This is a genomic window from Streptomyces sp. NPDC104761, from assembly GCF_055583445.1.
This window is the reverse complement of sequence record NZ_JBVJNZ010000002.1, coordinates 447,634-469,875: the sequence shown is the minus strand read 5'-3', so window position 1 is coordinate 469,875 and position 22,242 is coordinate 447,634. Positions and strand designations below refer to the sequence as shown.

Genomic DNA, 22,242 nt, shown 5'->3' with positions numbered 1-22,242 from the left:
GAACTGCGCGAGAAACCACGACGCACCCGCACCCGAAGGAGCCCCCATGCCCCCCCAGATCGAAACCGACGAACACAAGGCACTCCGCGCAGCGGTAGCCGCCCTCGGCGCGAAGTACGGCCGCGACTACATCACCCGGACCGTCGCCGAGGGCCGCCACCCCACGGAACTCTGGCAGGAAGCCGGAAAACTCGGCTACCTCGGCGTCAACCTCCCCGAGGAGCACGGCGGCGGAGGCGGCGGCATCGCCGAACTCTCCATCGTCCTGGAGGAACTCGGCGCGGCAGGCTCCCCGCTCCTCATGCTCGTGGTCTCACCCGCGATCTGCGGCACCGTGATCGCCCGCTTCGGCACCGAGGAACAGAAGCGGACCTGGCTGCCCGGACTCTCCGACGGCTCCCGCCTCATGGCCTTCGGCATCACCGAACCCGACGCCGGCTCCAACTCCCACCGCATCACCACCACCGCCCGCCGCGACCCGGCGAGCGGCGACTGGCTGCTCACCGGCCGCAAGGTCTTCATCTCCGGCGTCGACATGGCCGACGCCGTCCTCATCGTCGGCCGCACCGAGGACGCCCGCACCGGCCGCCTCAAGCCCTGCCTGTTCATCGTCCCCACGGACGCCGAGGGCTTCCACAAACGCCCCATCGACATGGAACTGAACGCCGCCGAGAAGCAGTTCGAGCTGACCCTGGACGACGTACGGCTGCCCGCCGACGCGCTCGTCGGCGACGAGGACGCGGGTCTGCTGCAGCTGTTCGCCGGACTCAACCCCGAGCGGATCATGACCGCCGCGTTCGCGATCGGCATGGGCCGCTACGCGCTCTCCAGGGCGATCGAGTACGCGTGCGACCGCACCGTCTGGAAAGCCCCCATCGGCGCCCACCAGGCCATCGCCCACCCCCTCGCCCAGGCCCACATCGACCTCGAACTCGCCCGCCTGATGATGCAGAAGGCCGCCCACCTGTACGACGCGGGCGACGACACCGGCGCGGGCGAGGCCGCCAACATGGCCAAGTACGCGGCCGGCGAGGCCTGCGTCAGGGCCGTCGACCAGGCCGTGCACACCCTCGGCGGCAACGGACTCACCCGGGAATTCGGGCTCGCCTCATTGATAACGGCCGCGCGCGTGGCTCGTATTGCTCCGGTGAGCAGGGAGATGATTCTCAACTACGTCTCCCACCAGACCCTCGGCCTGCCCAAGTCGTACTGAGGTCGCACGCAGGCCGAACCGAGCCGTGACGAGGCCCGAGGCCGCCTTGGAGGAACCGTGTTCCGCAGTGAGTACGCCGACGTTCCACCCGTAGAACTCCCCATCCACGAGGCCGTGCTCGGCCACGCCGCCGAGTTCGGCGACGCGCCCGCCCTGATCGACGGCACCGACGGCACCACCCTCACGTACACACAACTGGACAGGTTGCACCGCCGGATCGCGGCCGCGCTCGCCGACGCCGGCGTCCGCAAGGGCGACGTCCTCGCTCTGCACAGCCCCAACACGGTCGCCTTCCCGACCGCGTTCTACGCGGCCACCCGCGCGGGTGCCTCCGTCACCACCGTGCACCCGCTCGCCACGCCCGAGGAGTTCGCCAAACAGCTCAGGGACTCCGCCGCCCGCTGGATCGTCACCGTCTCACCACTCCTCGCAGCCGCCCGCCGGGCCGCCGAACTCGCGGGCGGCATAGCGGAGATATTCGTCTGCGACAGCGCCCCCGGACACCGCTCACTGATCGACATGCTGGCCAGTGAAGCCCCGGAGCCCGAGATCGACATCGACCCCACCGAGGACGTCGCCGCCCTGCCGTACTCCTCCGGCACCACCGGCGTCCCCAAGGGCGTGATGCTCACCCACCGGCAGATCGCCACCAACCTCGCCCAGCTCGAACCCGCCGTCCCGGCCGGCCCCGGCGACCGCATCCTCGCCGTCCTCCCCCTCTTCCACATCTACGGCCTCACCGCCCTCATGAACGCGCCGCTGCGCAAGGGCGCCACCGTCGTCGTCCTGCCCCGCTTCGACCTGGAGACCTTCCTCGCCGCGATCCAGAACCACCGCATCACCGGCCTGTACGTCGCCCCGCCGATCGTCCTCGCCCTCGCCAAGCACCCCGCGGTCGCCGGCTACGACCTGTCCTCCCTGAAGTACGTCATGAGCGCCGCCGCCCCCCTGGACGCCCGCCTCGCCGCCGCCTGCTCCGAGCGCCTCGGCCTGCCGCCGGTCGCCCAGGCCTACGGCATGACGGAACTCTCGCCCGGCACCCACGTCACCCCGCTCGACGCCCTGGACCAGGCACCGCCCGGCACCGTCGGCAAGCTCATCGCCGGCACCGAGATGCGGATCGTCTCCCTCGACGACCCGCACAAGGACGTCGGCACCGGCGAACCCGGGGAGATCCTCATCCGCGGCCCCCAGGTCATGAAGGGCTACCTCGGCCGCCCCGACGCCACCGCCGACATGATCGACACCGACGGCTGGCTGCACACCGGCGACGTCGGCCACGTCGACGCCGACGGCTGGCTGTTCGTCGTCGACCGGGTCAAGGAACTCATCAAGTACAAGGGCTTCCAGGTCGCCCCCGCCGAACTGGAGGCCCTCCTGCTCACCCACCCGGGCATCGCCGACGCCGCCGTCGTCGGCGCCTACAACGAGGACGGCAACGAGATCCCGCACGCCTTCGTCGTCCGCCAGCCCACCGCCGGCGACCTCACCGAGAACGAGACCATGCTCTACGTCGCCGAACACGTCGCGCCCTACAAGCGCGTCCGCAAGGTCACCTTCGTCGCCGGAGTGCCCCGCGCGGCCTCCGGGAAGATACTCCGCCGCGAACTGCGCGCCCTCGCGAAGACCGCGGAACCCGAGGAGCGCCCATGACATCGCCCGGAACACGGCCCGTCGCACCGACCGGAGCACCGACCGGAACGCCGGTCGGACGGACACACGCGCGGGCCGTCACCACCCTCAGCCTCGACGCCACCACCACCCGCAACGCCCTGTCCGCCGCCCTCGTCGCCGAACTCGCCCAGGCCCTCACCGACAGCGCCAAGGACCCCGACGTCCGCGCCGTCGTCCTCACCCACACCGGCAACACCTTCAGCGCCGGCGCCGACCTGCGCGACCCACCCGACCCCGACGCCGTCGTCGGCCTCCTGCGGCAGATCGTCGCACTGCCCAAACCCGTCGTCGCCCGCGTCACCGGCCACGTCCGCGCCGGCGGCCTCGGCCTCCTCGCCGCCTGCGACATCGCCGCCGCCTCCACCGGCTCCACCTTCGCCTTCACCGAGGTACGCATCGGCGTCGCCCCCGCGGTGATCTCCCTGCCCCTGCTCCCGCGCACCGACCCGCGCACCCTCGCCCGCTACTACCTCACCGGCGAACGCTTCGCCCCCGCCGAGGCCGTCCGCCTCGGCCTCCTCACCACCACCGCCGACGACGTCGACACCGCCCTCGAACCCATCCTCGACGGCCTCCGCCGCTCCGCCCCCCAGGCCCTGGCCGAGACGAAACAGCTGCTCACAGCTAGGGTGCTGGAGACATTCGACCGGGACGCGGCCACCCTCACCGCACTCTCGGCCCGGCTGTTCTCCTCCGACCAGGCCCGCGAGGGGATGACGGCCTTCCTCGAACGACGGGACGCAGCGTGGGTGGTGTGAACACGGGGGCGAGCACGGCGGAACGCGCCCCCAAACAGGACCGCAGCCGGGCCACCCGGCAGCGGCTCCTGGAAGCCGCCGTGGCCTGCCTCGCCGAACACGGCTGGACCGGCTCCACGGTCGCCGTCGTCGCCGAACGCGCCGGCGTCTCCCGGGGCGCCGCCCAGCACCACTTCCCGACCCGCGAGGACCTCTTCACGGCCGCCGTCGAATACGTCGCCGAAGAACGCTCCACAGCCCTGCGGGCCCTGTTCCCGCAGGGCGCGGCCGACGACCGCAGAGCAGTCGTCTCCGCCCTCGTCGACCTCTACACCGGCCCCCTCTTCCGCGCCGCCCTCCACCTCTGGGTCGCCGCCTCCAACGAGGACCAGCTCCGCCCCCGCGTCACCGAACTGGAAGCCCGCGTGGGCCGCGAGACCCACCGCATCGCCGTCGACCTCCTCGCCGCCGACGAATCCCACCCGGGCACGCGCGAGACGGTCCAGGGCCTCCTGGACATGGCACGAGGCCTCGGCCTCGCCAACCTCCTGACCGACGACAGGGCCCGGCGTGAGCGGGTGGTGACGCAGTGGGCGGCACTGCTGGACGAGGTGCTGTGAAAATCAGGGCGCGCAGCGCCCGGTTCTCAGGGGCGCGGGGCTGTATCTGATGTGCGGCTCCGCCGCGTGGGCGCGACCAGCCCCCACCAACCCGCACCCGCCCACGCACCCCAAGAGGCAACTCAGTGGGCGATGTCCCCGTACCCCTCGATGTCCTGAGGCCTCCGCACCCCCGGCCCCACATACTCCGCCGACGGCCGCACCAACCGCCCCGTCCGCTTCTGCTCAAGAATGTGCGCCGACCACCCGGCGGTCCGCGCACACGTGAACATCGACGTGAACATGTGCGCCGGCACCTCCGCGAAGTCCAGCATGATCGCCGCCCAGAACTCCACATTGGTGGCGAGCACACGATCGGGCCGCCGATTGTGGAGCTCCTCCAGCGCCGCCTTCTCCAACGCCTCCGCGATCTCGAACCGCGGCGCCCCCAGCTCCCGCGCCGTCCGCCGCAGCACCCGCGCCCGCGGATCCTCCGCCCGGTACACCCGGTGCCCGAACCCCATCAGCCGCTCACCCCGGTCCAGCGCCCGCTTGACGTACCCCACCGCGTCCCCGGTCCGCTCGATCTCCTCGATCATCCCGAGCACCCGCGACGGCGCACCCCCGTGCAACGGCCCCGACATCGCCCCCACCGCACCCGACAGCGCCGCGGCCACATCCGCACCGGTCGAGGCGATCACCCGCGCCGTGAAGGTGGACGCGTTCATCCCGTGCTCGGCGGCCGAGGTCCAGTAGGCGTCGACGGCCGCCACATGCTTGGGATCCGGCTCGCCACGCCACCGGATCATGAACCGCTCGACCACCGAGTGCGCCTTGTCGATCTCCCGCTGCGGCACCATCGCCAGCCCCTGCCCGCGCGCCGACTGGGCGACGTACGACAGGGCCATGACCGCGGCCCGCGCCAGATCCTCCCGGGCCTGCGCGGCATCGATGTCCAGGAGCGGCTTCAGCCCCCACACCGGCGCGAGCATCGCGAGCGCCGACTGCACGTCCACCCGGATGTCACCCGAATGGACGGGGATCGGGAACGGCTCGGCCGGCGGCAGCCCCGGATTGAAGGCCCCGTCCACCAGCAGCCCCCACACGTTCCCGAACGAGACGTGCCCGACCAGATCCTCGATGTCGACGCCCCGGTACCGCAGGGCGCCTCCCTCCTTGTCCGGTTCGGCGATCTCCGTCTCGAACGCGACGACTCCTTCGAGCCCAGGCACGAAGTCGGACATGGGGCGGCTCCTCATGGGTGTAGGCGGAGGCAACTGCACCATAACTCCGAGTGCCACACTTGGGGACCCCAGCGGCACTCAGTGCCACAGCGGGTATGCGTCACATGTGCCCCGGACCCATATGTGCATACGGCAGGATGACCGCGTGACCGATCGCGACGCCGCCGCCTCCGACGACCCCATCCTCGACCCCGCCGCGATGCGCAAGCACTACCGGGCCGAGGGACTCGAAGAACACGACCTGGCCGCCCACCCCATGGACCAGTTCACCCGCTGGTTCGAACAGGCCGCCCGGGCCGCCGCCGACGGCATGATCTACGAACCCAACGCGATGGTCGTCGCCACCGCCGACGCCGACGGCCGCCCCAGCTCCCGCACGGTCCTGATGAAGCAGTACGACACCCGCGGCTTCGTCTTCTACACCAACTACGACTCCCGCAAGGCCGAGGACCTCGCCGCGAACCCGTACGTCTCGCTGGTCTTCCCCTGGCACGCCATCGCCCGCCAGGTCGTCGTCACCGGCACCGCCCGCCGCACCGGCCGCGACGAGACCGCCGCCTACTTCCGCACCCGCCCGCACGGCTCCCAGCTCGGCGCCTGGGCCAGCACCCAGTCCACGGTCATCTACTCCCGCGCCGAACTCGACGCCGCCTACGCGGAGCTCAGCGCCCGCTACCCCGAGGGCGAACAGGTCCCGGTCCCCCCGCACTGGGGCGGCTTCCGCATCGCCCCCCAGACCGTCGAGTTCTGGCAGGGCCGCCAGAACCGCCTCCACGACCGCCTCCGCTACGTCGCCGACCCCGACGGCACCTGGCACGTGGAACGCCTCAGCCCCTGAGCCGTACAGGGGGGCGAAAACGCAGACGACCCGCGAGCTCGGGTCCCTCCGCCATACGGCGGAGAAGCCGGCCGGACGTACCGGCGAGCTCGCGGGTCGGGTGACTGCGTTGGATTGGCCGGCTGCGTGCAACGCTCGCACGCTGGTCCGGCACCGCACTGGTGTGGTGACGGGCGCTAGCCCGCAGCCACCTCCGACGTCCGGTGTGCATACATGCTCCGAACCACCTCCTCTCCTCGGTGCTCCACACATTACGAGGCTGGTTGGCAGGGCTCAAGGGATTTTTAGAGATGCTGGCGGGGCTGCCTCCGGCCGGGTGGAGTAGCCGTAACCGTCGCTGCGTTGCAACAGTCGCAAATTCCGGTGCCGGACGTCGAAACGGCCGATTGGCGTCGTGAGGCTGTGCTGCCCCATCGCTCGCACAGAGATCCGCCCGGTCCATGTGCCGGCCCACCTGCCTGAGAGGACGACGGCACGGACGAGGTCCCCGGTGATGTACCCGAAGTGCTGCTTGGTACGGGAGCGCCGTAGGCGTGGGAATCCGTACCGGTCGGGTGTGGTGCGTGCGTATGAGCCGCGTCCGGTGGCCTTTGCGACCAGGACCTGGTCTGGGAACCGTACGATCGCGTCTCCGCCTTCGTGGTCGAGGTGGCCGACGGACAGTGCGTCGAGGGTGTGTGTCTTCCCGAGGCCAGTCGCCACGCGGTTGGCCATGGTGAGGTGGCCGGGCCAGGCATGTACGGGTCGGCCCAGCGTCTCCAACGCCTCCGTGAGTCGCGCCTGCGTCGAGTTCATCGCGGCGGCGTCTCGCAGGGGCGCCCTGAGCTGGTCAAGGATCTTGGCGAGTCGGTCGGGGCGGTGGGCGAGGAAGGACTCGACCGAGCGGTTGTCCTTGGCCTTGTTGCAGGGGACGCAGGCGAGGACGAGGTTGGTGATGCGGTTCGAGCCGCCTTGGCTGCGGGGCCGTACGTGGTCGATGTTCAGGGGGACGCCGGTGGTGTCGCAGTAGGCGCAGGCGCTGTTCCACCTGGCGTGGAGGTACGTGCGTGTGGTGCTTCCGGCGAGTGGGCCGTGGGTGTGTTCCGCGCCGTGGAGGCGGCGTCCCGCGCTCATGGAGTGGGTGTCGAAGGCGGTGCGTTCGAGGTGGATCTCGGTGATGGGTGCGTAGCGGCAGAGGCGGTTGGCCTGGGAGAACGTGGTGTCGACGCGGTGGTGGAGGGATGGCGGGAGCCAGCCCTGGGCGACGACGCGGTTGTTCGATCGCGGTGCTCGGTAGCGGCAGTTTGCCGACCGCCGTCGATGTCGGTATCCCGCGCGTTGCCCCATGGTGCGGTGGATCTGGTCGCCCCGGTGCTGGAGTTCCATCGAGAAGAGCCCGCGACGGACGGTGACGAGACGGCCGTCCGTGCCGGTCTCCTTCTTTTCGTCGGTGAGGGCGAGTCCGGTGTTTTTGGAGCCGGGGTCGACGCGCAGCTGCAAGCCGTCGACGGCCGATTCGGCGAGTGTGCGGTCCCTTAGCCGGATGGCGAAGGGTGTCTGCCGTACGACGACGGCTCGTCCTTTCCGGAGGAGTTCGCGGGCGCGGGCCGGGTGGCAGGGCATGAGTGGGTGCCCGTCCTTGGAGAGGACGAAGACCCTGCTGTCGCCGCTTGCGCCCGCGTATTCCGGTGGGTGGGTGGGAGCGTCACCGCTCCCGTTCTCTGCCGCCCGCGCCACCGTGGTGGCGCGCTTGGCGTGTCGCCGACGGGCCTTGGTGCCGGCCCGGTCGGTCTCCCCTCGCCCATGTTCCCTGCCGGTGCCCCGCGCGGTGGCGGGGTGTCCGTGAGCCGTTTCGTCCCTGCTCCCTGGGGTGTCTGCTCTCACGGATTCCAGAGCAGGCTGCTGAGGAAGCACAGCCTGGTGGGTCTGCTCGCCTGCGGGAAACGTAGTCATCGGGGGGGCACCTCCCTGATCCTGCGATCGTGATGACTGGGGCTGGTCACTCGAGGGCCTTGCGGCTGGGGAGCGAGTGACCTCCTTTCCGAAGTGCTTTTGAAACTACTGATCCGGACCGTAGCTGGTGCCTTGATCGAACCGGAGTCGCTCGTTTATGCGGATTTCGCCGTTTTCCCGAACGCGCTGGTGATTTTCCTGCTAGGCGACCGAGGCTCACCTCTTGCGGGCCAGTATTTGCACGGCCTGCGACTGGTGGCCGTTCATCGTGGTGACCTTGATCGGGCGCTCGTCCACCAGGTCGAAGTCGGACAGGAGGGTGTGCAGCTCGGAGATGTCGTGGTGTCGGCAGACCGCGCCGTCGTCGGTGGTGAACACCCCGTAGGGGGTGTTGAACCGGTTGGCGTGGGTGGCGTAGCGATTTCGGTTTCGTTCGTCGTCCTGCAGGACCATGTCGCTGATGTAGAGCAGCCCGCCGGGGGTCAGGAGGCGGTTCAGCTCGGTGACGAGTGCCCGCTGGGTGTCGTCGTCCGGGATGCAGGTCAGCACGGCGAACAGCAGGACGACTTCGAAGGTCTCGGGCTCGGATGGCAGTTCCGGCGGGGACGTGAGGACCGTGAACCGCAGGTCCGGCCTCAGTCGGCGGGCGCGTGCGATCAGTGTGGGAGAGGGGTCCGCGCCGGTCACGTCGGAGAAGCCGTGTTCGCTCAGTTCGGCGGTGACGCGTCCGTATCCGCAGCCGTAGTCCAGGATTCGCGCGGTCCGGTTCACTCCGGTCAGCCAGGTGAGGTTCACGGGGTGGGTGAACGTCTTCGTGGCTCCGACGCCGTCCCAGTACGCGCTCTGATTGCCGAGATCCTTCATGCGCGTGCAGCGTACGGCTCCGTGGTGCTTTGCTGCGGTGCTGGTTGATCGGTTTCCGAGTCGGAGGGTGAGGCGTGAGCGGGTTTCGGGTGGGGCTTGTGGATGGGGACGGTGAGGCGCTGGAGGGGTGGCGGTACGTGCACAATCTCGTCGTGCCGCCTGCTGCGATGTCGGTGGAGGAGGCGCGGGAGCGGCTTGCGCGGGGGTATCGGCTGGAGAACGCGTACGACGGGGACGTGCTGGTGGGGTGTTCGACCGTGCGGCCTGTCGTCGGTGGGGTGGGGACGGTGATCGCGCGGGTGATGCCGGAGTTCCGGCGGCGGGGGTTCGGGGCGGCGTTGTACGAGCATGTGCTCGCGTACGTGCGCGGGCAGGGGGCGGAGGCCGTCGAGACGTGTGTGCTGGGCGTGAACGAGGACGGGTTGCGGTTCGCCGCGCGGTACGGGTTCGCCGAGGTGGAGCGGTACGTGCTCGACGGGGAGAGCGACGAGTGGGTGGATCTGCGGCTCGTGCTGTGAGGCGGTGGCGGGCGCCGGGTTGCAACGATTCCTTCAATCTTGCGGGAACACAGTGTGGGCTGCGTCACGTTCGAGTTGAATGAAGGGCAGTGAGTGAGCCTGATGGGGGTCCAGGTGAGTGCTTCCCGGCGTAGTGGGGCCACGGACGAGCTGGGGCCCGACGAGCCCGAGCCGGAGCCGGAGCGGGATGTTCCGGAGGACTCGGGTGGGTCGGACCTGCTCGCGGCGCTTCTCGACGGCATGGACGCGGCACTGTGTGCCTTCGACGCGGACGGATTCGTCACTCACTGGAACCGTGAGGCCGAGCGGATCCTGGGGTGGACGGCGGCCGAGGCGGTGGGCCGGCACGGCTTCGCCGGGTGGGCGGTGCGCGAGGCGGACGCGGACGAGGTCGAGGGGCGGCTGTTGTCCGCGATGCATGCCCCGGGGCGTCAGGTGCACGAGTTCGCGCTGCTCACGAAGGACGGCGGGCGGGTGCTCGTACGGACGCAGTCGGCGGCCGTGCGGGGGCCGGACGGGAAGCCCGCGGGGGTGTACTGCGCGTTCAGCGAGGTGCACACGCAGATCGACCTGGAGCGGTCGATCGCGCTGAGCGAGGCACTGTTCGAGGACGCGGCCTGGGGTGTGGTGGTCGTGGACGCGGATCTGCGGCCGGCCGTCGTCAACGCGTATGCCGCGCGGGCGCTCGGTATCGGGCGTACGTCGGCGCTGGGGCGGCCGCTGGGGGAGTTGCTGGCGCTGGGTGTGGAGGATCTGGAGGGTGCGCTGACGCATGTGCTGGCGGAGGGGGCGCCGCCCGCGCCGGCCGAGATGTGGGTGAGCGTGCGGACGGCGGAGGGCGAGCAGCGGCGTTGCTGGCGGTCGGGGTTCCTGCGGCTGGCGTCGCCGCTGGCTGAGGAGCCGGTGCCGCTCGGGGTGGGCTGGCTGTTCACGGACGTCACGGAGGCCAAGCAGGCCGAGCAGGAGGCGGCGGTGCTGCGCTTCCGGGCCAATCAGCTGCATCGTGCGGCCCGTGCGGCCGCGGAGTGCGAGGACCCGGCGGAGGCGGCGACCGTCCATCTGGACTTCGCGCTGGCCGGGTTCGCCGACCATGCGGTGATCGACCGGGTGGTGGGCGGTTCGCGGGCCGACGGGGAGGTGGGGCCGGTCCGGCTGGTGCGGATCGCGGCCACGCCGTCGGGGGCGCCGGGGCCGAGCATGCTGACGGGTGCGGCGGGGCTGCCGGTGCGGTACGAGGAGGGGCATCCGGCGTTGCAGTGCGTGGCGCGGGCGGGGAGCGTGCGGGCGGACGCCGGCTCGGTGCCGCTGGACCGGGCGCGGGCGTGGGCGCTGGACCGGCAGTGGCCCGGGGACGCGGTGCACGCGTTGTGCGCGGTGCTGCGCAGCCGGGGGCGGACGCTGGGTGTCGTGACGTTCCTGCGCGGGGCGGCCCGCAACCGTTTCGAGCGCGCGGACGCGACGTACGCCGAGGACGTGGCCGTACGTATCGCCACCGGGCTGGATCTCGCCCATCTGGCGAAGGACCGTCCCGCGGGCTGAGCCGGTCGTCAGACGCCCTGCAGGACACGGTCGAGGGCTGCCCGGCCCACCGGCCCCCAGTGCGGCTTGCCGCCGGGAAGGCCCCGGTCCCCGTTCTGGCCCATGAGCATCAGGAAGAGGCTCTTCATCGCGGCCAGTCCGCGGGCGCGCCGGATCGCCGCCTCGTCCGCACGCGCGTACGTGTCGAAGAACCGTGCGGCCGTGCCCTCGGGCAGCAGCACCCACGCGGCGGCGAGGTCCCACGCGGGATCGCCGGCGAACATGTCACCGAAGTCGACGACGCCCGCGAGTGTTCCGTCCGAGACGACGACGTTCGCGGGATGGAGGTCGCCGTGCACCCACACCGGCGGGCCCTCCCACGCATGGGCCGCGACGGCGTCGTCCCAGACGGCCCGGACGTCGGCGGCGGTCTCGGGCGGGGCGACGGCCCGGAGGAGGTTCTCGAAGCCCTCGGAGTAGTTCCCGGGCTGGCCACCGCGGTCCGTGGCGATCGGGGCTTCGGCGGGCGCCGGCACATGGAGCGCCCGGAGGAATCCCGCCAGTGTGTCGGCGGCGTGGGTGCCGCGGCTGATCGAGCCGTGGTCCAGCGGCTCGCCGGGAACCCACGTCATCACGGTCCAGTGCTTGGGGAAGCGCTCGGACGGTGCGCCGAACCGCACCGGGGTCGGCACCGGGAGCGGCAGCCGTGGGGCCAGCGCGGGCAGCCACCGCCGCTCCTTGAGCTGGAGTTCCGGGGTGGGGTCCATGCGCTGCATGCGTACGGCCAGCTCGTCCCCGAGCCGCCACATCTGGTTGCCCCAGCCGCCCGCCACCTCCTGGACGGCGAGCCCAGCAAGGTCCGGATGCTGTTCCCGCAGGAGGTCGCGGACCAGGTCCGCGCTGATCTCGATCTCGGTGCCGGTCACGCGAAGCCACAGTACCGAGGCGCCGGGCGGCGCGGCTGCGGTTCCCGGCCTTCAGTGCTGGTAGAAGATCCGGTCGTGGTACTGCTCGAAGACGCGGGCGTTCCACTCGTGGCCGCCGTCGACGTTGCCGGAGCGCAGCAGCGGGGGTTCGGTGCCGCGGTCGGCGAGGGTGGCGGCGGTGGTGGCCAGGACCGCCTGGAGCAGGGCGCTGGTGACGACGGTGGAGGCGGGCGCGAAGGGTGCCGGGATGGTGTCGAGGGTGAGTTCGGCGTCGCCGACGGCGATCTTCGAGTCGAGGACGACGTCGCAGTGGTCCTTGAGGTAGGTGCCGGAGGCGTGCCGGGAGGTGGTCTCGGTGGCGTATGCGACCGAGGTCACGCCGATGACCCTGGCGCCGCGGTCGCGGGCGCTGATGGCCATCTCGACGGGCAGGGCGTTGCGGCCGGAGAGGGAGATGATCACTAGGGCGTCGCCGGCGCGCAGGGGTGAGGTGTCGAGGACGGCGGTGGCGAGTCCGTCGACGCGTTCGAGGCGGGAGCCGAGGGTGGCGGGCATGACGTCGACGCCGACGAGGCCGGGGGCGGCGAGGAGGTTCATGAGGGCGAGGCCACCGGCGCGGTAGACGACGTCCTGGGCGGCGAGGGAGGAGTGCCCGGCGCCGAAGGCGAAGAGGCGGCCGCCTGCGTCGACGGTGTCGGCGAGGAGGGTGCCGGCGGCGGTGATGTTCTCGGCCTCCTCGTCCCTGACCCGTTGCAGGAGACCGATGGCGGCGTCGAAGAACAGGTCGGCGGGCGTGCCGTCGCTCATGCGGTGCCCCTTCGCAGCGTCAGCGTCTGTGTCAGCGTCTGTTTCGGCGTCTGTGTCGCGGATCACCCTCAGGTCTGGACCATGGTGGTGTCAATACGGCCTGTGCCGACGGGTGCCGGGCCACGCGGCCGCGGCGGCTGCAGCGCCCTGCACGGGGCGCGGGGAACTGCGCGAGCCGCCACCACAGGCCCGCAGGTGCAGGACGGCTCCGCACCCCCCGTTCGTCCGGTGTCCCCCGCTTGTCAGTGGGATCCGGCAGAATTGGTTGCAGGGCCAGCGCACGCCGCCGGGGCTTCCGGCAGAGGTAACCGAGGGGCACGAATGTCCGGACTGATCGACACCACGGAGATGTATCTCCGCACCATCCTCGAGCTCGAAGAGGAAGGCGTCGTCCCCATGCGCGCCCGCATCGCGGAGCGGCTCGACCAGAGCGGGCCGACGGTGAGCCAGACGGTGGCGCGGATGGAGCGGGACGGTCTGGTGTCCGTCGCCACCGACCGGCACCTGGAGCTGACCGACGAGGGGCGCAGGCTGGCGACGCGCGTGATGCGCAAGCACCGGCTCGCCGAGTGCCTGCTGGTCGACGTGATCGGTCTGGAGTGGGAGCAGGTGCACGCCGAGGCGTGCCGCTGGGAGCACGTGATGAGCGAGGCCGTGGAGCGGCGGGTGCTCGAGCTGCTGCGGCACCCGACCGAGTCGCCGTACGGCAACCCGATCCCCGGGCTGGAGGAGCTGGGCGAGAAGGACGGCGCGGATCCGTTCCTGGACGAGAGCATGGTGTCGCTGGCCGACCTGGACCCGGGCGCGGACGGCAAGACGGTGGTCGTACGCCGGATCGGTGAGCCCATCCAGACCGACGCGCAGCTGATGTACACGCTGCGGCGGGCGGGGGTGCAGCCCGGTTCGGTGGTGAGCGTGACGGAGGCGGCCGGCGGGGTGCTGGTGGGCAGCGGCGGCGAGGCGGCCGAGCTGGAGGCGGACGTCGCCTCCCACGTGTTCGTCGCCAAACGCTGAGCGCCCGAAGCGCGTCGTTCAACTTCCTTTGCTCGTGGGGGAGTTGGCGTCTGCCGTCGGTGTTACTCGCCGGTGCGTCGAACGCGTCGAATCCAAGATCCAGTGCGCCGAATCGCAGCGCCGGAACGTTTCGCGTGCGAGGCTGTCGCGAGAGGCATATGACCTGAGGGGGGCGGGGAGGATGTGCCGAAGACATGGGGTTGGCCCCGGCACCCTTCGGTGCCGGGGCCTGTCCTCCCCAGTGCTGACCCGGAGCCCCGAGCTCCCAGGGTCATCCCCGCGGACCGTTTTCCCCGAGCGGCCCGCCCCCCGCAGAACAAATCCCCCCGGTGCGGCCGATCATGCCTGGCGAGGGGTCACTCGAATGAGGGGTGTTGCCCGCCGGAACCCGATTTTCGAATAGGAGTTCGATAGTCTGCAGAGGTACCGGAGCATCACGAAGCGATACGAGGCGACACTAGGCACGCGGAGCTAGGGGGGTGCCAGGCCCATGGCACGGCGCATCGACGTGACAGGAGCCGGCGGCGTACACCTCGCCGCCTGGGAGTTCGCGGACCCGCCCAAGACGGAGGATCCGGACCACCCGTCTCCCGGCGCGCTGTTACTGCACGGCCTGATGGGCCGCGCCTCGCACTGGGCGTCCACCGCCCGCTGGCTCTCCGGCCGGCACCGTGCCGTCGCCCTCGACCAGCGCGGCCACGGCCAGAGCGACAAGCCCCCGCAGGCCGCCTACACCCGCGAGGCGTACGTCGAGGACGCGGCGGCCGCCGTGGAGCAGCTGGATCTCGCCCCGGCCGTGCTCATCGGCCACGCCATGGGCGCGCTGACCGCCTGGCAGCTCGCCGCGAAGCGCCCCGAACTGGTGCGGGGTCTGATCATCTGCGACATGCGGGCCTCCGCGCTCGGCGCGGCCTCGCAGCGCGAGTGGGCCGACTGGTTCAGCTCCTGGCCCGTTCCCTTCGCGACGCTCGCCGACGTACGCAAGTGGTTCGGCGAGGACGACCCCTGGGTGGAGCGGCCGAACCCCGCGCGCGGCGAGTTCTACGCCGAGGTGATGCACGAGTGCGCCGACGGCTGGCGCCCGGTCTTCGACCCCGACCGGATGCTGCGGTCCCGGGAGACCTGGGTGTACGACGCGCACTGGGAGGAGCTGGCCCAGGTGTCGTGCCCCACGCTGGTCGTGCGCGGGGTGGACGGGGAGCTGGGGCGGGCCGAGGCGCAGGAGATGGTCCGGGTGCTGCCGAGGGGGGAGTACGCCGAGGTGGCCGATGCGGGGCACCTGCTGCCGTACGACCGGCCGGACGCCTGGCGGGCGGCTGTCGAACCCTTCCTCGACCGGGTCCTTGACCGAGTGGGGGACTGACGGGTCCGCTCCGAACCGTTCCGAACCGCTCCGAACCGCTCCGTGCTGTGTCCGGGCGGTCAGGACGAGCGGCTCGGCGATGAACCGGCGGGCGGACGCGCAGTGGCCGTCGCCGTCAGCCCTTGCTGACGGCCGTCAGGATCTCCGGCAGGCAGGCGGCCGTGCGCGGTGCCGCCAGGCGCAGCCCCGCCCACGTCACCCCGGCCCCGTACGCGGCCCCCACCGGCAGCAGCAGCCAGGTCCACTCGTCGCCGCCCGCGCTCACGTTCAGCGCGATGGCCAGGGCGATGACGGGCGAGCACAGCAGGGCCGCCGAGACCATGCCGCCGAAGATCGCGATCCAGGCGAGGCCGGCCTGGCCGGGAGCGACGTTCTTGTGGCCCTCCTGGGGGATGGAGTACGGGAAGCGGGCGGAGGTCCAGGCGCCGGTCGCCAGCATCGCGCCGAGCAGGGCGAAGGAGAGGCCGAGCACCTCGGGCAGCCGGGGCCAGTCGCCCAGCAGGGCCGTGGTCAGGACGGTCACCAGGGTGGCGTACGGCAGGGTGATCACCAGCAGGGCCAGCGCCCGCCCGCGCAGTTCCGCGTAGGCGTCCCGCGGGGACGAGATGGTCGTCGCCACCATCCAGAAGGCGGAGGTGTCCTGCCCGAACTGGTTGTACATCTGGATGCCGAGCATCCCGGCGGCGAAACAGGCGAAGTAGATCGACCCGGTGCCCTGCAGGGCGTTGAAGACGGGCACGATCAGGCCGATGGCCAGCGAGGTCACCCAGGCGGCCTTGGTCTTGGGGTCGCGCCAGACGTAGCGCAGGCTGCGCGTCATGACCGTACCGGTACGCCCACCGGGCAGCAGCCGCCCCAGACCGCCGCCCTGTGGCGAACGGCTCCGGCCGGCCGCGTCGGGCGCCTGGAGCGTGGAACCGTCGGGTGAGGTCATCAGCCGGGTCAGCGTCCGCGCCCAGGCGCCGACGAGCAGCGCCAGCGCGGCCAGCGACAGGCCGAGCTGGAGGACCGCCGTGCCGTACGAACCCACGCTCGCCGAGTGCACCGCGCCGATCGCCGACGCGGGCGGCAGCCACCGCACCACGTCGGCCACCGGCGTGAGCCGCCCGAGTCCGGCCGAACCGAGGCTCTGGGCACCGAAGTTGACGAGCTGCGCCCCGACGGCGATGACCAGGCCGCTCAGGACGGCCAGGTCCCGCCCCTTGCGGCTGCTGAGCAGCCGTACGTTCGCGGTGGCCACGGTGCGCGCGAGGGCCACGCAGACCAGCAGCGCGAGGACCACGGCGACCACCGCGACGCCGTAGCCGGCCGCACCGTGCGCCACCGCCACCGCACAGCCCACCAGCAGCAGCAGGCTGAACAGCGGGCCGATGCCGACCAGCGAGGCGGCCAGCAGGGCCCGCACCAGCGGCCGGGGCCGCAGCGGGAGCATCACCAGCCGGGTCGGGTCCAGGGTCTCGTCGCCGCTCGGGAAGAACAGCGGCATGAAGGCCCACCCCAGGGCCAGTACGGCGGCCCCCAGGACGGCCACCGCGTCCGCGTGCGCGTGTCCGCGGAGCAGGACCAGGCCCAGCAGTTGCAGGGCGGCGAACAGCAGCGCGACGACCGCCGACGCGACGAACGCGGCCCGCCGGCCGCCGGACTGCCGCAGCCCGTTGCGCAGCAGCGACAGCTTCAGCCGTAGGACGGTGCCGGTCACGTCCGTCATCGGGGCGCCCCGCCGCCCAGCCAGTCCAGGTCGGAGGCCGTGTCCCGGCCGCTCGCCCCGACGAGTTCGAGGAACGCGGCCTGGAGGGTGGGATGCGCCCCGCGCACTTCCTCCAGCGTGCCGGTCGCGCGGATCCGCCCGGCCGCCAGCACCGCGACCCAGTCGCACAGCGACTCGACGAGCTCCATCACGTGGGAGGAGAAGACGACGGTCGCGCCGGAGGCGGTGTACCGCTCGAGGACGCCCCGGATGGTCTGCGCGGACACCGGGTCGACGCCTTCGAACGGCTCGTCCAGGAAGAGGACCTCGGGGTTGTGGAGGAGAGCGGCGGCGAGTCCGATCTTCTTGCGCATGCCGGTCGAGTAGTCGACGACGAGTTTGTGCTGGGCGCCGGCGAGGTCGAGCACGTCGAGGAGCTGGGTGGCCCGCTTGTCGACCTCGGCGCCGGGGAGGCCGCGCAGGCGGCCGGAGTAGCCGAGCAGTTCGCGGCCGGAGAGCCGTTCGAAGAGACGGAGGCCTTCGGGGAGGACGCCGATGCGGGCCTTCACGGCCACCGGGTCCCGCCACACGTCGTGGCCGACGACCTCGACGGAGCCCTGATCCGGGCGGAGCAGTCCGGTCACCATGGAGAGCGTGGTGGTCTTGCCGGCGCCGTTGGGTCCGACCAGCCCGACGAACTTCCCCGCGGGCAGCGACAGGTCGATCCCTCCGACGGCCACCTGCTGCCCAAACCGTTTCCAGAGCCCACGAACGCGTACGGCATCGGTCATGTGTGAACCCTAAGGGGGGCGGCGCGATTTCGAGGGTGCGGGTGGGCGGGGGCTGACGTGGGGGTGGGGACGCTTACCGGCGCTTGCAGGGTGCCTCCCCCAGCCTTCGGCCGGGGGGACCCCCAGCGCCCACCCGTGCCGCCCTGCGGCACGCCTGCCCGCGGCTGGGTAGCTGTGACGCTGCCCGCAGCCGTGTGGCTGACGTGACAACAGCGCCCTGTAAGGGGCGCTGGGGGTACCCCCGGCCGAAGGCTGGGGGAGGAACTGCGCGATCAGCCACGGCGAAACCGCAGTCGCCGACGAGACAGGTACCCGGCAGATGGAGCCGCGGCTACCGATCCCTCCCGCACGCATAAGCCAACGGCGAGATCAACTCCTCCGCGTCCGGCAGCCACCGGTTCGCGGCCGTCGGCCGGCACGCCCACTGCACGGCCCCCCGCGACCCGTACCGGGTAGGCGGAGCGGGGACGTACGCCCCCTCGCCCAGCGCCGTGAGATCCAGCGACGCGGGCGACCAGCCCAGCTTCCGGACCAGGTCCGGCACCTTCACCGCCGCCCCGGGAAGAACGAAGAACTGCATCCGGCGGTCGGGCGTCAGCGTCACCGGCCCCAGCGTCAGCTCCATCCGCTCCATGCGCGCCAGCGCGAGAAACCCCGCCGTCTCCGGGACGGACAGCGCGTCGAAGGTACGTCCCGTCGGCAGCAGGATCGACGCCGTCGGCTGCTTCTGCCACATCCGGCGCGCCACCGTCGCACTACCGGTGGCCTGCGTCGCCCAGTCCCGGCGCGCCGCGTGCGCGCCGGGCGCGCCGCACGCGACCTCGCCACAGGAACAGCGTTGCACCCCCTCGACCGCTTCCAGCCAGGTGCCGGGAAAGACGTCCCAGTGGCGCTCCTCGGCGTAGCGTACGGCGGTCTCCAGCAGCGATTCCCCGCGCTGCTTCGGAATCTGAGCGGCTTCGGCGCCGGCGATCGTCTCTTCCACGCTCAACACAACTCCCGCACCCACCTGGAGTTACGGGCGTAACGCGCGCGGGGGAGGAGCATCCTCTCCGCAACTGGGGCGCATGGATGCATGTGTGGGGGCGCGCAGGAGGAACCGGGGCGTGAGCGGGTAGTCACACGTGGGGGGTTGGCGGCGGCCGTGCCCGCGATTCCGCTGCCTTTACCCGGCAATCCTCGCATGTCCCGCATTTTCGGTATGTCCGCTGGGCAGTGATCGCAAAGGCCGGATCTTTTCCCTACAGGGAGTTCGCAGGGGGTACGCCATGGCCGCAAGGCCGCTTGTCGCGCGGCAGCCGAACGAACGGTTGCAGGCGCTCATCCAGGAGGCGGGGTGCTCGAACGCCGGGCTGGCCCGCCGGGTCAACATGTGCGGCGCCGAGCACGGTCTCGACCTGCGGTACGACAAGACGTCCGTGGCGCGCTGGCTGCGCGGCCAGCAGCCGCGGGGCCGGGCGCCCGCGATCATCGCCGAGGCGCTGGGCCGCAAGCTGGGCCGTACGGTCACGATCGACGAGATCGGGATGGCCAACGGCAAGAACCTCGCCTCGGGTGTCGGTCTCCAGTTCTCGCCGACGGTGCTGGGGGCCATCGAGCAGGTCTGCGAGCTGTGGCGCAGCGACGTGGGCCGCCGGGACTTCCTGTCCGGGTCCTCGGTCGCCGCGTCCGCGCTGGTGGAGCCCAGCCGGGACTGGCTGATCTCGGCGCCGGACGCGCAGGTGGCGCGGCAGGCGGGGCCGCGGGTCGGGCAGTCGGACGTCGCGGCCGTGAAGGCGATGACGCAGGCGCTCACCGACCTCGACCACCAGTTCGGCAGCGGGCATGTGCGCCCGGTCGTCGTGCACTACCTCAACAGTGTCGTCTCCGGTCTGCTGGCGGGCTCCTACCGGGAGTCCGTGGGGCGGGAGTTGTTCGCGGCGGTCGCCCGGCTCACCGAGCTGGCCGGGTACATGGCCGTGGACACCGGCCAACCGGGGCTCGCCCAGCGGTACTACATCCAGTCGCTGCGCCTCGCGCAGGCGGCGGGCGACCGCGGCTACGGCGGCTACGTGCTCGCCTCCTCGATGAGCCACCTCGCCGCGCAGCTCGGAAACCCGCGCGAGATCGCCCAGTTGGCCCGGGCGGCGCAGGAGGGGGCGCGGGGTCGCGTGACGCCGCGCGCGGAGGCGATGTTCTTCGCGGCCGAGGCCCGCGGCCACGCCCTGCTGGGCGATGCGCGGTCGGCGCAGCTGGCGTCCGGGCGGGCGGTGTCGGCGATGGAGGCGGCCGACCCGGCGTCCGGGGACGACCCGGCGTGGATCAGGCACTTCGACGAGGCCTATCTGGCCGACGAGTTGGCGCACTGCCACCGCGACCTGGGCCAGGCCGACGCGGCCGCCAGGTGCGCGCAGCAGTCGCTGGACGGGCATCCGGAGACCCGGGCGCGGCGCCGGGCGATCGGCTATGTGCTCCTCGCCACAGCGCAGGTGCAGCAGCGCGAGATCGAACAGGCCTGTGCCACCGGGACGAAGGCGGTCGAGCTGCTGGAGACGGTCCGCTCCAACCGGGGTGCCGAGTACCTGGAGGACTTCCAGCAGCGGCTGGAGCCGTTCCGGGACGAACCCGTGGTCAGGGAGTTCGGAGCGCGCCTGGACCTCCAGGCGGCCGCATGAATTCCTGCCCCGCGGCCGCGTGAACGTGTGGGAAACCACACGTTGCCGCGCAAGAAGCGGCATATACAGCGCACCGCGGGGCCGATCCGTTACAGCTGCGGCAGGGAACAAGATCGCGCCCTTGGCTGCGTGGCACCTGACTGAGGGGACCCGGTAGCGTGAGCCCGATTCACAAGGTCCCCCATTAGTAGGAGTCCCGGTGACGCAGAGTGGACAGGGCGAGCCCGCGCGCGAAGGCATCGTGCTGCCCTCCGACGGTGGCGAGCCGCTGCTGCCGGGTATGACGGGCACCCCGGTCCCCGCCGCGCAGCCGCCCGCCCCGGCCGCCGCGCCGTCCGAGGGCCAGTCCTGGGGCCAGCCGTGGGGTCCCGGCCACCAGAGCCACCAGCAGAGCCCGCAGCCCCAGCAGCCCGGCCAGGGCTGGCCGCAGGCGGCCGGCCAGGAGTGGTCCGCGCCGGAGCAGCTCCCGGCCGCCTGGAACGCCCAGTCGCACGCGCCCCGCGCCCACACCGACCAGCCGGCCCAGGCCCCCGGCGCCGGTCCGCTCCCGCCGGAGGGAGCGCCCGCCCCGTCGTACGGCGGCGGCTACGAGCAGTCGTACGGCTACGGCGCCGCCCAGCCCCAGCAGCCGTACGGCGCCCCGCTGCCCCCGGCCGCCGGCCAGGACCCCTACGGTGCCTCCGGCGCCGCGCTGCCGCCCGCCGTGCCGCAGGGTGGCCACGGCGGCTACGGCGGTGCGCTGCCGTCCGCCGACGAGGGCGCGACCCAGTACATACCGCCGGTGCCCGCCGCGCCGGCGGACGAGGGCGCCACACAGTTCATACCGCCGGTGCCCGCGGGCTCCGAGGGGGCCACCCAGCTCATACCGCCGGTGGGCGCCGGGGCGCTGCCGCCCGAGATGTCCCACGAGCAGACCGCCTACCTCGGTGGCCGGCCCGCGCCCGCCGCGCACTCCGACGCCGAGGCCACGCAGTACATCGCGCCGTACCCGGCCGCCGGCGCGCAGGACGGCGGCGACCGGCAGCCGCCCGCCGAGTTCGACAACCTCTTCCGCAGTGCGCCCGGCGGCGAGCCCCCGGCCGCGTCCACGGCGCAGCTGCCGCGCTTCCAGCAGCAGCCCCAGGGCGGCTACCAGCAGCCGCCCGCGTACACCCCGCCCCCGGCGTCGTACGACCACCACGACGACGGCGGCGCCGACGGCCGGGGCGGCCGCGGCGGCAGGTCGAAGGTGCCGCTGATCGCGGCCGTCGGGATCGGCATCGCGGTGCTCGGCATCGGCGCCGGGGCCCTGTTCAGCGGGGGCGGCGGGGGCTCGGACGACGCCGGCAAGACGGTGGCCGCGTCCGCCCCGGCCTCCGACGGTGCCACGGCGGACGCGGCCGACCCCGCGAAGGCGCAGGCCGTCGCCCTGGACAAGCTGCTCGCCGACAGCGGCAGCAGCCGGGCCTCGGTGATCAACGCCGTCGCCCAGGTCAAGCAGTGCAAGAACCTCGACGGCGCCGCCTCCGACCTGCGCAACGCCGCTCAGCAGCGTGCCGCCCTGGTCACCCGGCTGTCGAAGCTGTCCGTCGACAAGCTGCCGGGCAACGCCGAGCTGACCGCCTCGCTCACCCAGGCCTGGCAGGCCTCCGCGAACGCCGACAACCACTACGCGGCCTGGGCCGACCAGGCCAAGGGCAAGCACGGCTGCCGCAAGGACCAGGCCCGCACCACCGGCCAGACCGCCGCCGGCAACCGGGAGAGCGGCACCGCCAGCAGCCAGAAGGTGAAGGCGGCCGCGCTGTGGAACACGATCGCGAGCAAGTACGGACTGACCCAGCGGCAGCCGACCCAGCTCTGACGACGGCCGGGCCGGGGGAGCCG

Annotated in this window: 19 protein-coding genes; 11 read left to right on the top strand and 8 right to left on the bottom strand. The window is 72.1% G+C overall.

The features are described from left to right. The first annotated feature begins 46 nt into the window (after positions 1–46). From ACZ63F_RS08625 to ACZ63F_RS08610, 4 genes are read left to right on the top strand one after another with little or no spacing between them, the layout of a single operon-like run. Positions 47–1,213 (top strand): acyl-CoA dehydrogenase family protein, encoded by a 1,167-nt coding sequence (locus ACZ63F_RS08625; protein ID WP_469709762.1) that lies wholly within the window; start codon positions 47–49, stop codon positions 1,211–1,213. Between the two features lie 57 nt (positions 1,214–1,270). Beyond that, entirely contained in the window at positions 1,271–2,866 is a 1,596-nt protein-coding gene (locus ACZ63F_RS08620) for a 4-coumarate--CoA ligase family protein (RefSeq protein ID WP_469709761.1), read from the top strand. After that, a complete protein-coding gene (locus tag ACZ63F_RS08615; protein ID WP_469709760.1) occupies positions 2,863–3,645 on the top strand; it encodes an enoyl-CoA hydratase family protein in 783 nt (260 codons plus the stop codon). Before ACZ63F_RS08620 ends, ACZ63F_RS08615 begins: the two co-directional genes overlap by 4 nt. After that, entirely contained in the window at positions 3,633–4,244 is a 612-nt protein-coding gene (locus tag ACZ63F_RS08610) for a TetR/AcrR family transcriptional regulator (RefSeq protein WP_469709759.1), read from the top strand. The genes ACZ63F_RS08615 and ACZ63F_RS08610 overlap by 13 nt, the downstream gene beginning before the upstream one ends. Before the next feature lie 122 nt (positions 4,245–4,366). Here the strand turns inward: ACZ63F_RS08610 and ACZ63F_RS08605 are convergent, their stop codons facing one another. Continuing rightward, entirely contained in the window at positions 4,367–5,467 is a 1,101-nt protein-coding gene (locus ACZ63F_RS08605) for a citrate synthase 2 (RefSeq protein ID WP_469709758.1), read from the bottom strand. Between the two features lie 121 nt (positions 5,468–5,588). Between ACZ63F_RS08605 and pdxH the strand changes: the two genes are divergently transcribed. Further along, positions 5,589–6,305, top strand: a complete 717-nt coding sequence (gene pdxH, locus ACZ63F_RS08600) for a pyridoxamine 5'-phosphate oxidase (protein ID WP_469709957.1) — start codon at positions 5,589–5,591, stop codon at positions 6,303–6,305. A gap of 273 nt (positions 6,306–6,578) precedes the next feature. On the opposite strand, the gene iscB is transcribed toward pdxH, so the two are convergent. Both iscB and ACZ63F_RS08590 read right to left on the bottom strand, forming a co-directional pair. Next, positions 6,579–8,021, bottom strand: coding sequence for an RNA-guided endonuclease IscB (gene iscB / locus ACZ63F_RS08595; protein WP_469709956.1), 1,443 nt, complete (start codon positions 8,019–8,021; stop codon positions 6,579–6,581). A gap of 432 nt (positions 8,022–8,453) precedes the next feature. Next, complete coding sequence (locus tag ACZ63F_RS08590) at positions 8,454–9,101, bottom strand: class I SAM-dependent methyltransferase (protein WP_469709757.1); 648 nt, start codon at positions 9,099–9,101, stop codon at positions 8,454–8,456. Positions 9,102–9,253: 152 nt separating this feature from the next. On the opposite strand from ACZ63F_RS08590, the gene ACZ63F_RS08585 reads away from it, so the two are divergent. Both ACZ63F_RS08585 and ACZ63F_RS08580 read left to right on the top strand, forming a co-directional pair. Next, entirely contained in the window at positions 9,254–9,619 is a 366-nt protein-coding gene (locus ACZ63F_RS08585; protein ID WP_469709756.1) for a GNAT family N-acetyltransferase, read from the top strand. 114 nt (positions 9,620–9,733) lie between these two features. After that, the gene (locus tag ACZ63F_RS08580; RefSeq protein WP_352356079.1) at positions 9,734–11,158 is read left to right on the top strand and encodes a PAS domain-containing protein; all 1,425 of its coding nucleotides are present in this window, start codon (positions 9,734–9,736) and stop codon (positions 11,156–11,158) included. Positions 11,159–11,166: 8 nt separating this feature from the next. Here the strand turns inward: ACZ63F_RS08580 and ACZ63F_RS08575 are convergent, their stop codons facing one another. Both ACZ63F_RS08575 and ACZ63F_RS08570 read right to left on the bottom strand, forming a co-directional pair. Further along, positions 11,167–12,063 carry an aminoglycoside phosphotransferase family protein gene (locus tag ACZ63F_RS08575; RefSeq protein WP_469709755.1) on the bottom strand — a complete coding sequence of 299 codons (897 nt, stop codon included), beginning with the start codon at positions 12,061–12,063 and terminating at the stop codon, positions 11,167–11,169. 51 nt (positions 12,064–12,114) lie between these two features. After that, positions 12,115–12,870, bottom strand: coding sequence for an SIS domain-containing protein (locus ACZ63F_RS08570; protein ID WP_469709754.1), 756 nt, complete (start codon positions 12,868–12,870; stop codon positions 12,115–12,117). Between the two features lie 321 nt (positions 12,871–13,191). Here ACZ63F_RS08570 and ACZ63F_RS08565 point away from each other — a divergent pair, with 321 nt between their 5' ends. Beyond that, the gene (locus tag ACZ63F_RS08565) at positions 13,192–13,884 is read left to right on the top strand and encodes a metal-dependent transcriptional regulator (RefSeq protein WP_093501586.1); all 693 of its coding nucleotides are present in this window, start codon (positions 13,192–13,194) and stop codon (positions 13,882–13,884) included. A 490-nt stretch (positions 13,885–14,374) separates the two neighbouring features. Beyond that, positions 14,375–15,247: an alpha/beta fold hydrolase gene (locus ACZ63F_RS08560; RefSeq protein ID WP_352356085.1), complete on the top strand. Its 873-nt coding sequence runs from the start codon at positions 14,375–14,377 to the stop codon at positions 15,245–15,247. 115 nt (positions 15,248–15,362) lie between these two features. Here the strand turns inward: ACZ63F_RS08560 and ACZ63F_RS08555 are convergent, their stop codons facing one another. The 3 genes from ACZ63F_RS08555 to ACZ63F_RS08545 all read right to left on the bottom strand — a co-directional run bounded on the left by ACZ63F_RS08555 (position 15,363) and on the right by ACZ63F_RS08545 (position 18,719). Continuing rightward, positions 15,363–16,955, bottom strand: a complete 1,593-nt coding sequence (locus ACZ63F_RS08555) for a transporter (RefSeq protein WP_469709753.1) — start codon at positions 16,953–16,955, stop codon at positions 15,363–15,365. Then, on the bottom strand, positions 16,952–17,725 hold the full coding sequence (locus ACZ63F_RS08550; protein ID WP_469709752.1) for an ABC transporter ATP-binding protein: 774 nt from the start codon (positions 17,723–17,725) through the stop codon (positions 16,952–16,954). The genes ACZ63F_RS08555 and ACZ63F_RS08550 overlap by 4 nt, the downstream gene beginning before the upstream one ends. A gap of 331 nt (positions 17,726–18,056) precedes the next feature. Further along, the gene (locus ACZ63F_RS08545; protein ID WP_352356091.1) at positions 18,057–18,719 is read right to left on the bottom strand and encodes a bifunctional DNA primase/polymerase; all 663 of its coding nucleotides are present in this window, start codon (positions 18,717–18,719) and stop codon (positions 18,057–18,059) included. 274 nt (positions 18,720–18,993) lie between these two features. Between ACZ63F_RS08545 and ACZ63F_RS08540 the strand changes: the two genes are divergently transcribed. Together ACZ63F_RS08540 and ACZ63F_RS08535 are read left to right on the top strand one after the other, a co-directional pair. Further along, a complete protein-coding gene (locus tag ACZ63F_RS08540; protein WP_469709751.1) occupies positions 18,994–20,379 on the top strand; it encodes a transcriptional regulator in 1,386 nt (461 codons plus the stop codon). Between the two features lie 199 nt (positions 20,380–20,578). Further along, a complete protein-coding gene (locus ACZ63F_RS08535; protein WP_469709750.1) occupies positions 20,579–22,219 on the top strand; it encodes a hypothetical protein in 1,641 nt (546 codons plus the stop codon). The last annotated feature ends 23 nt before the right edge of the window (positions 22,220–22,242 follow it).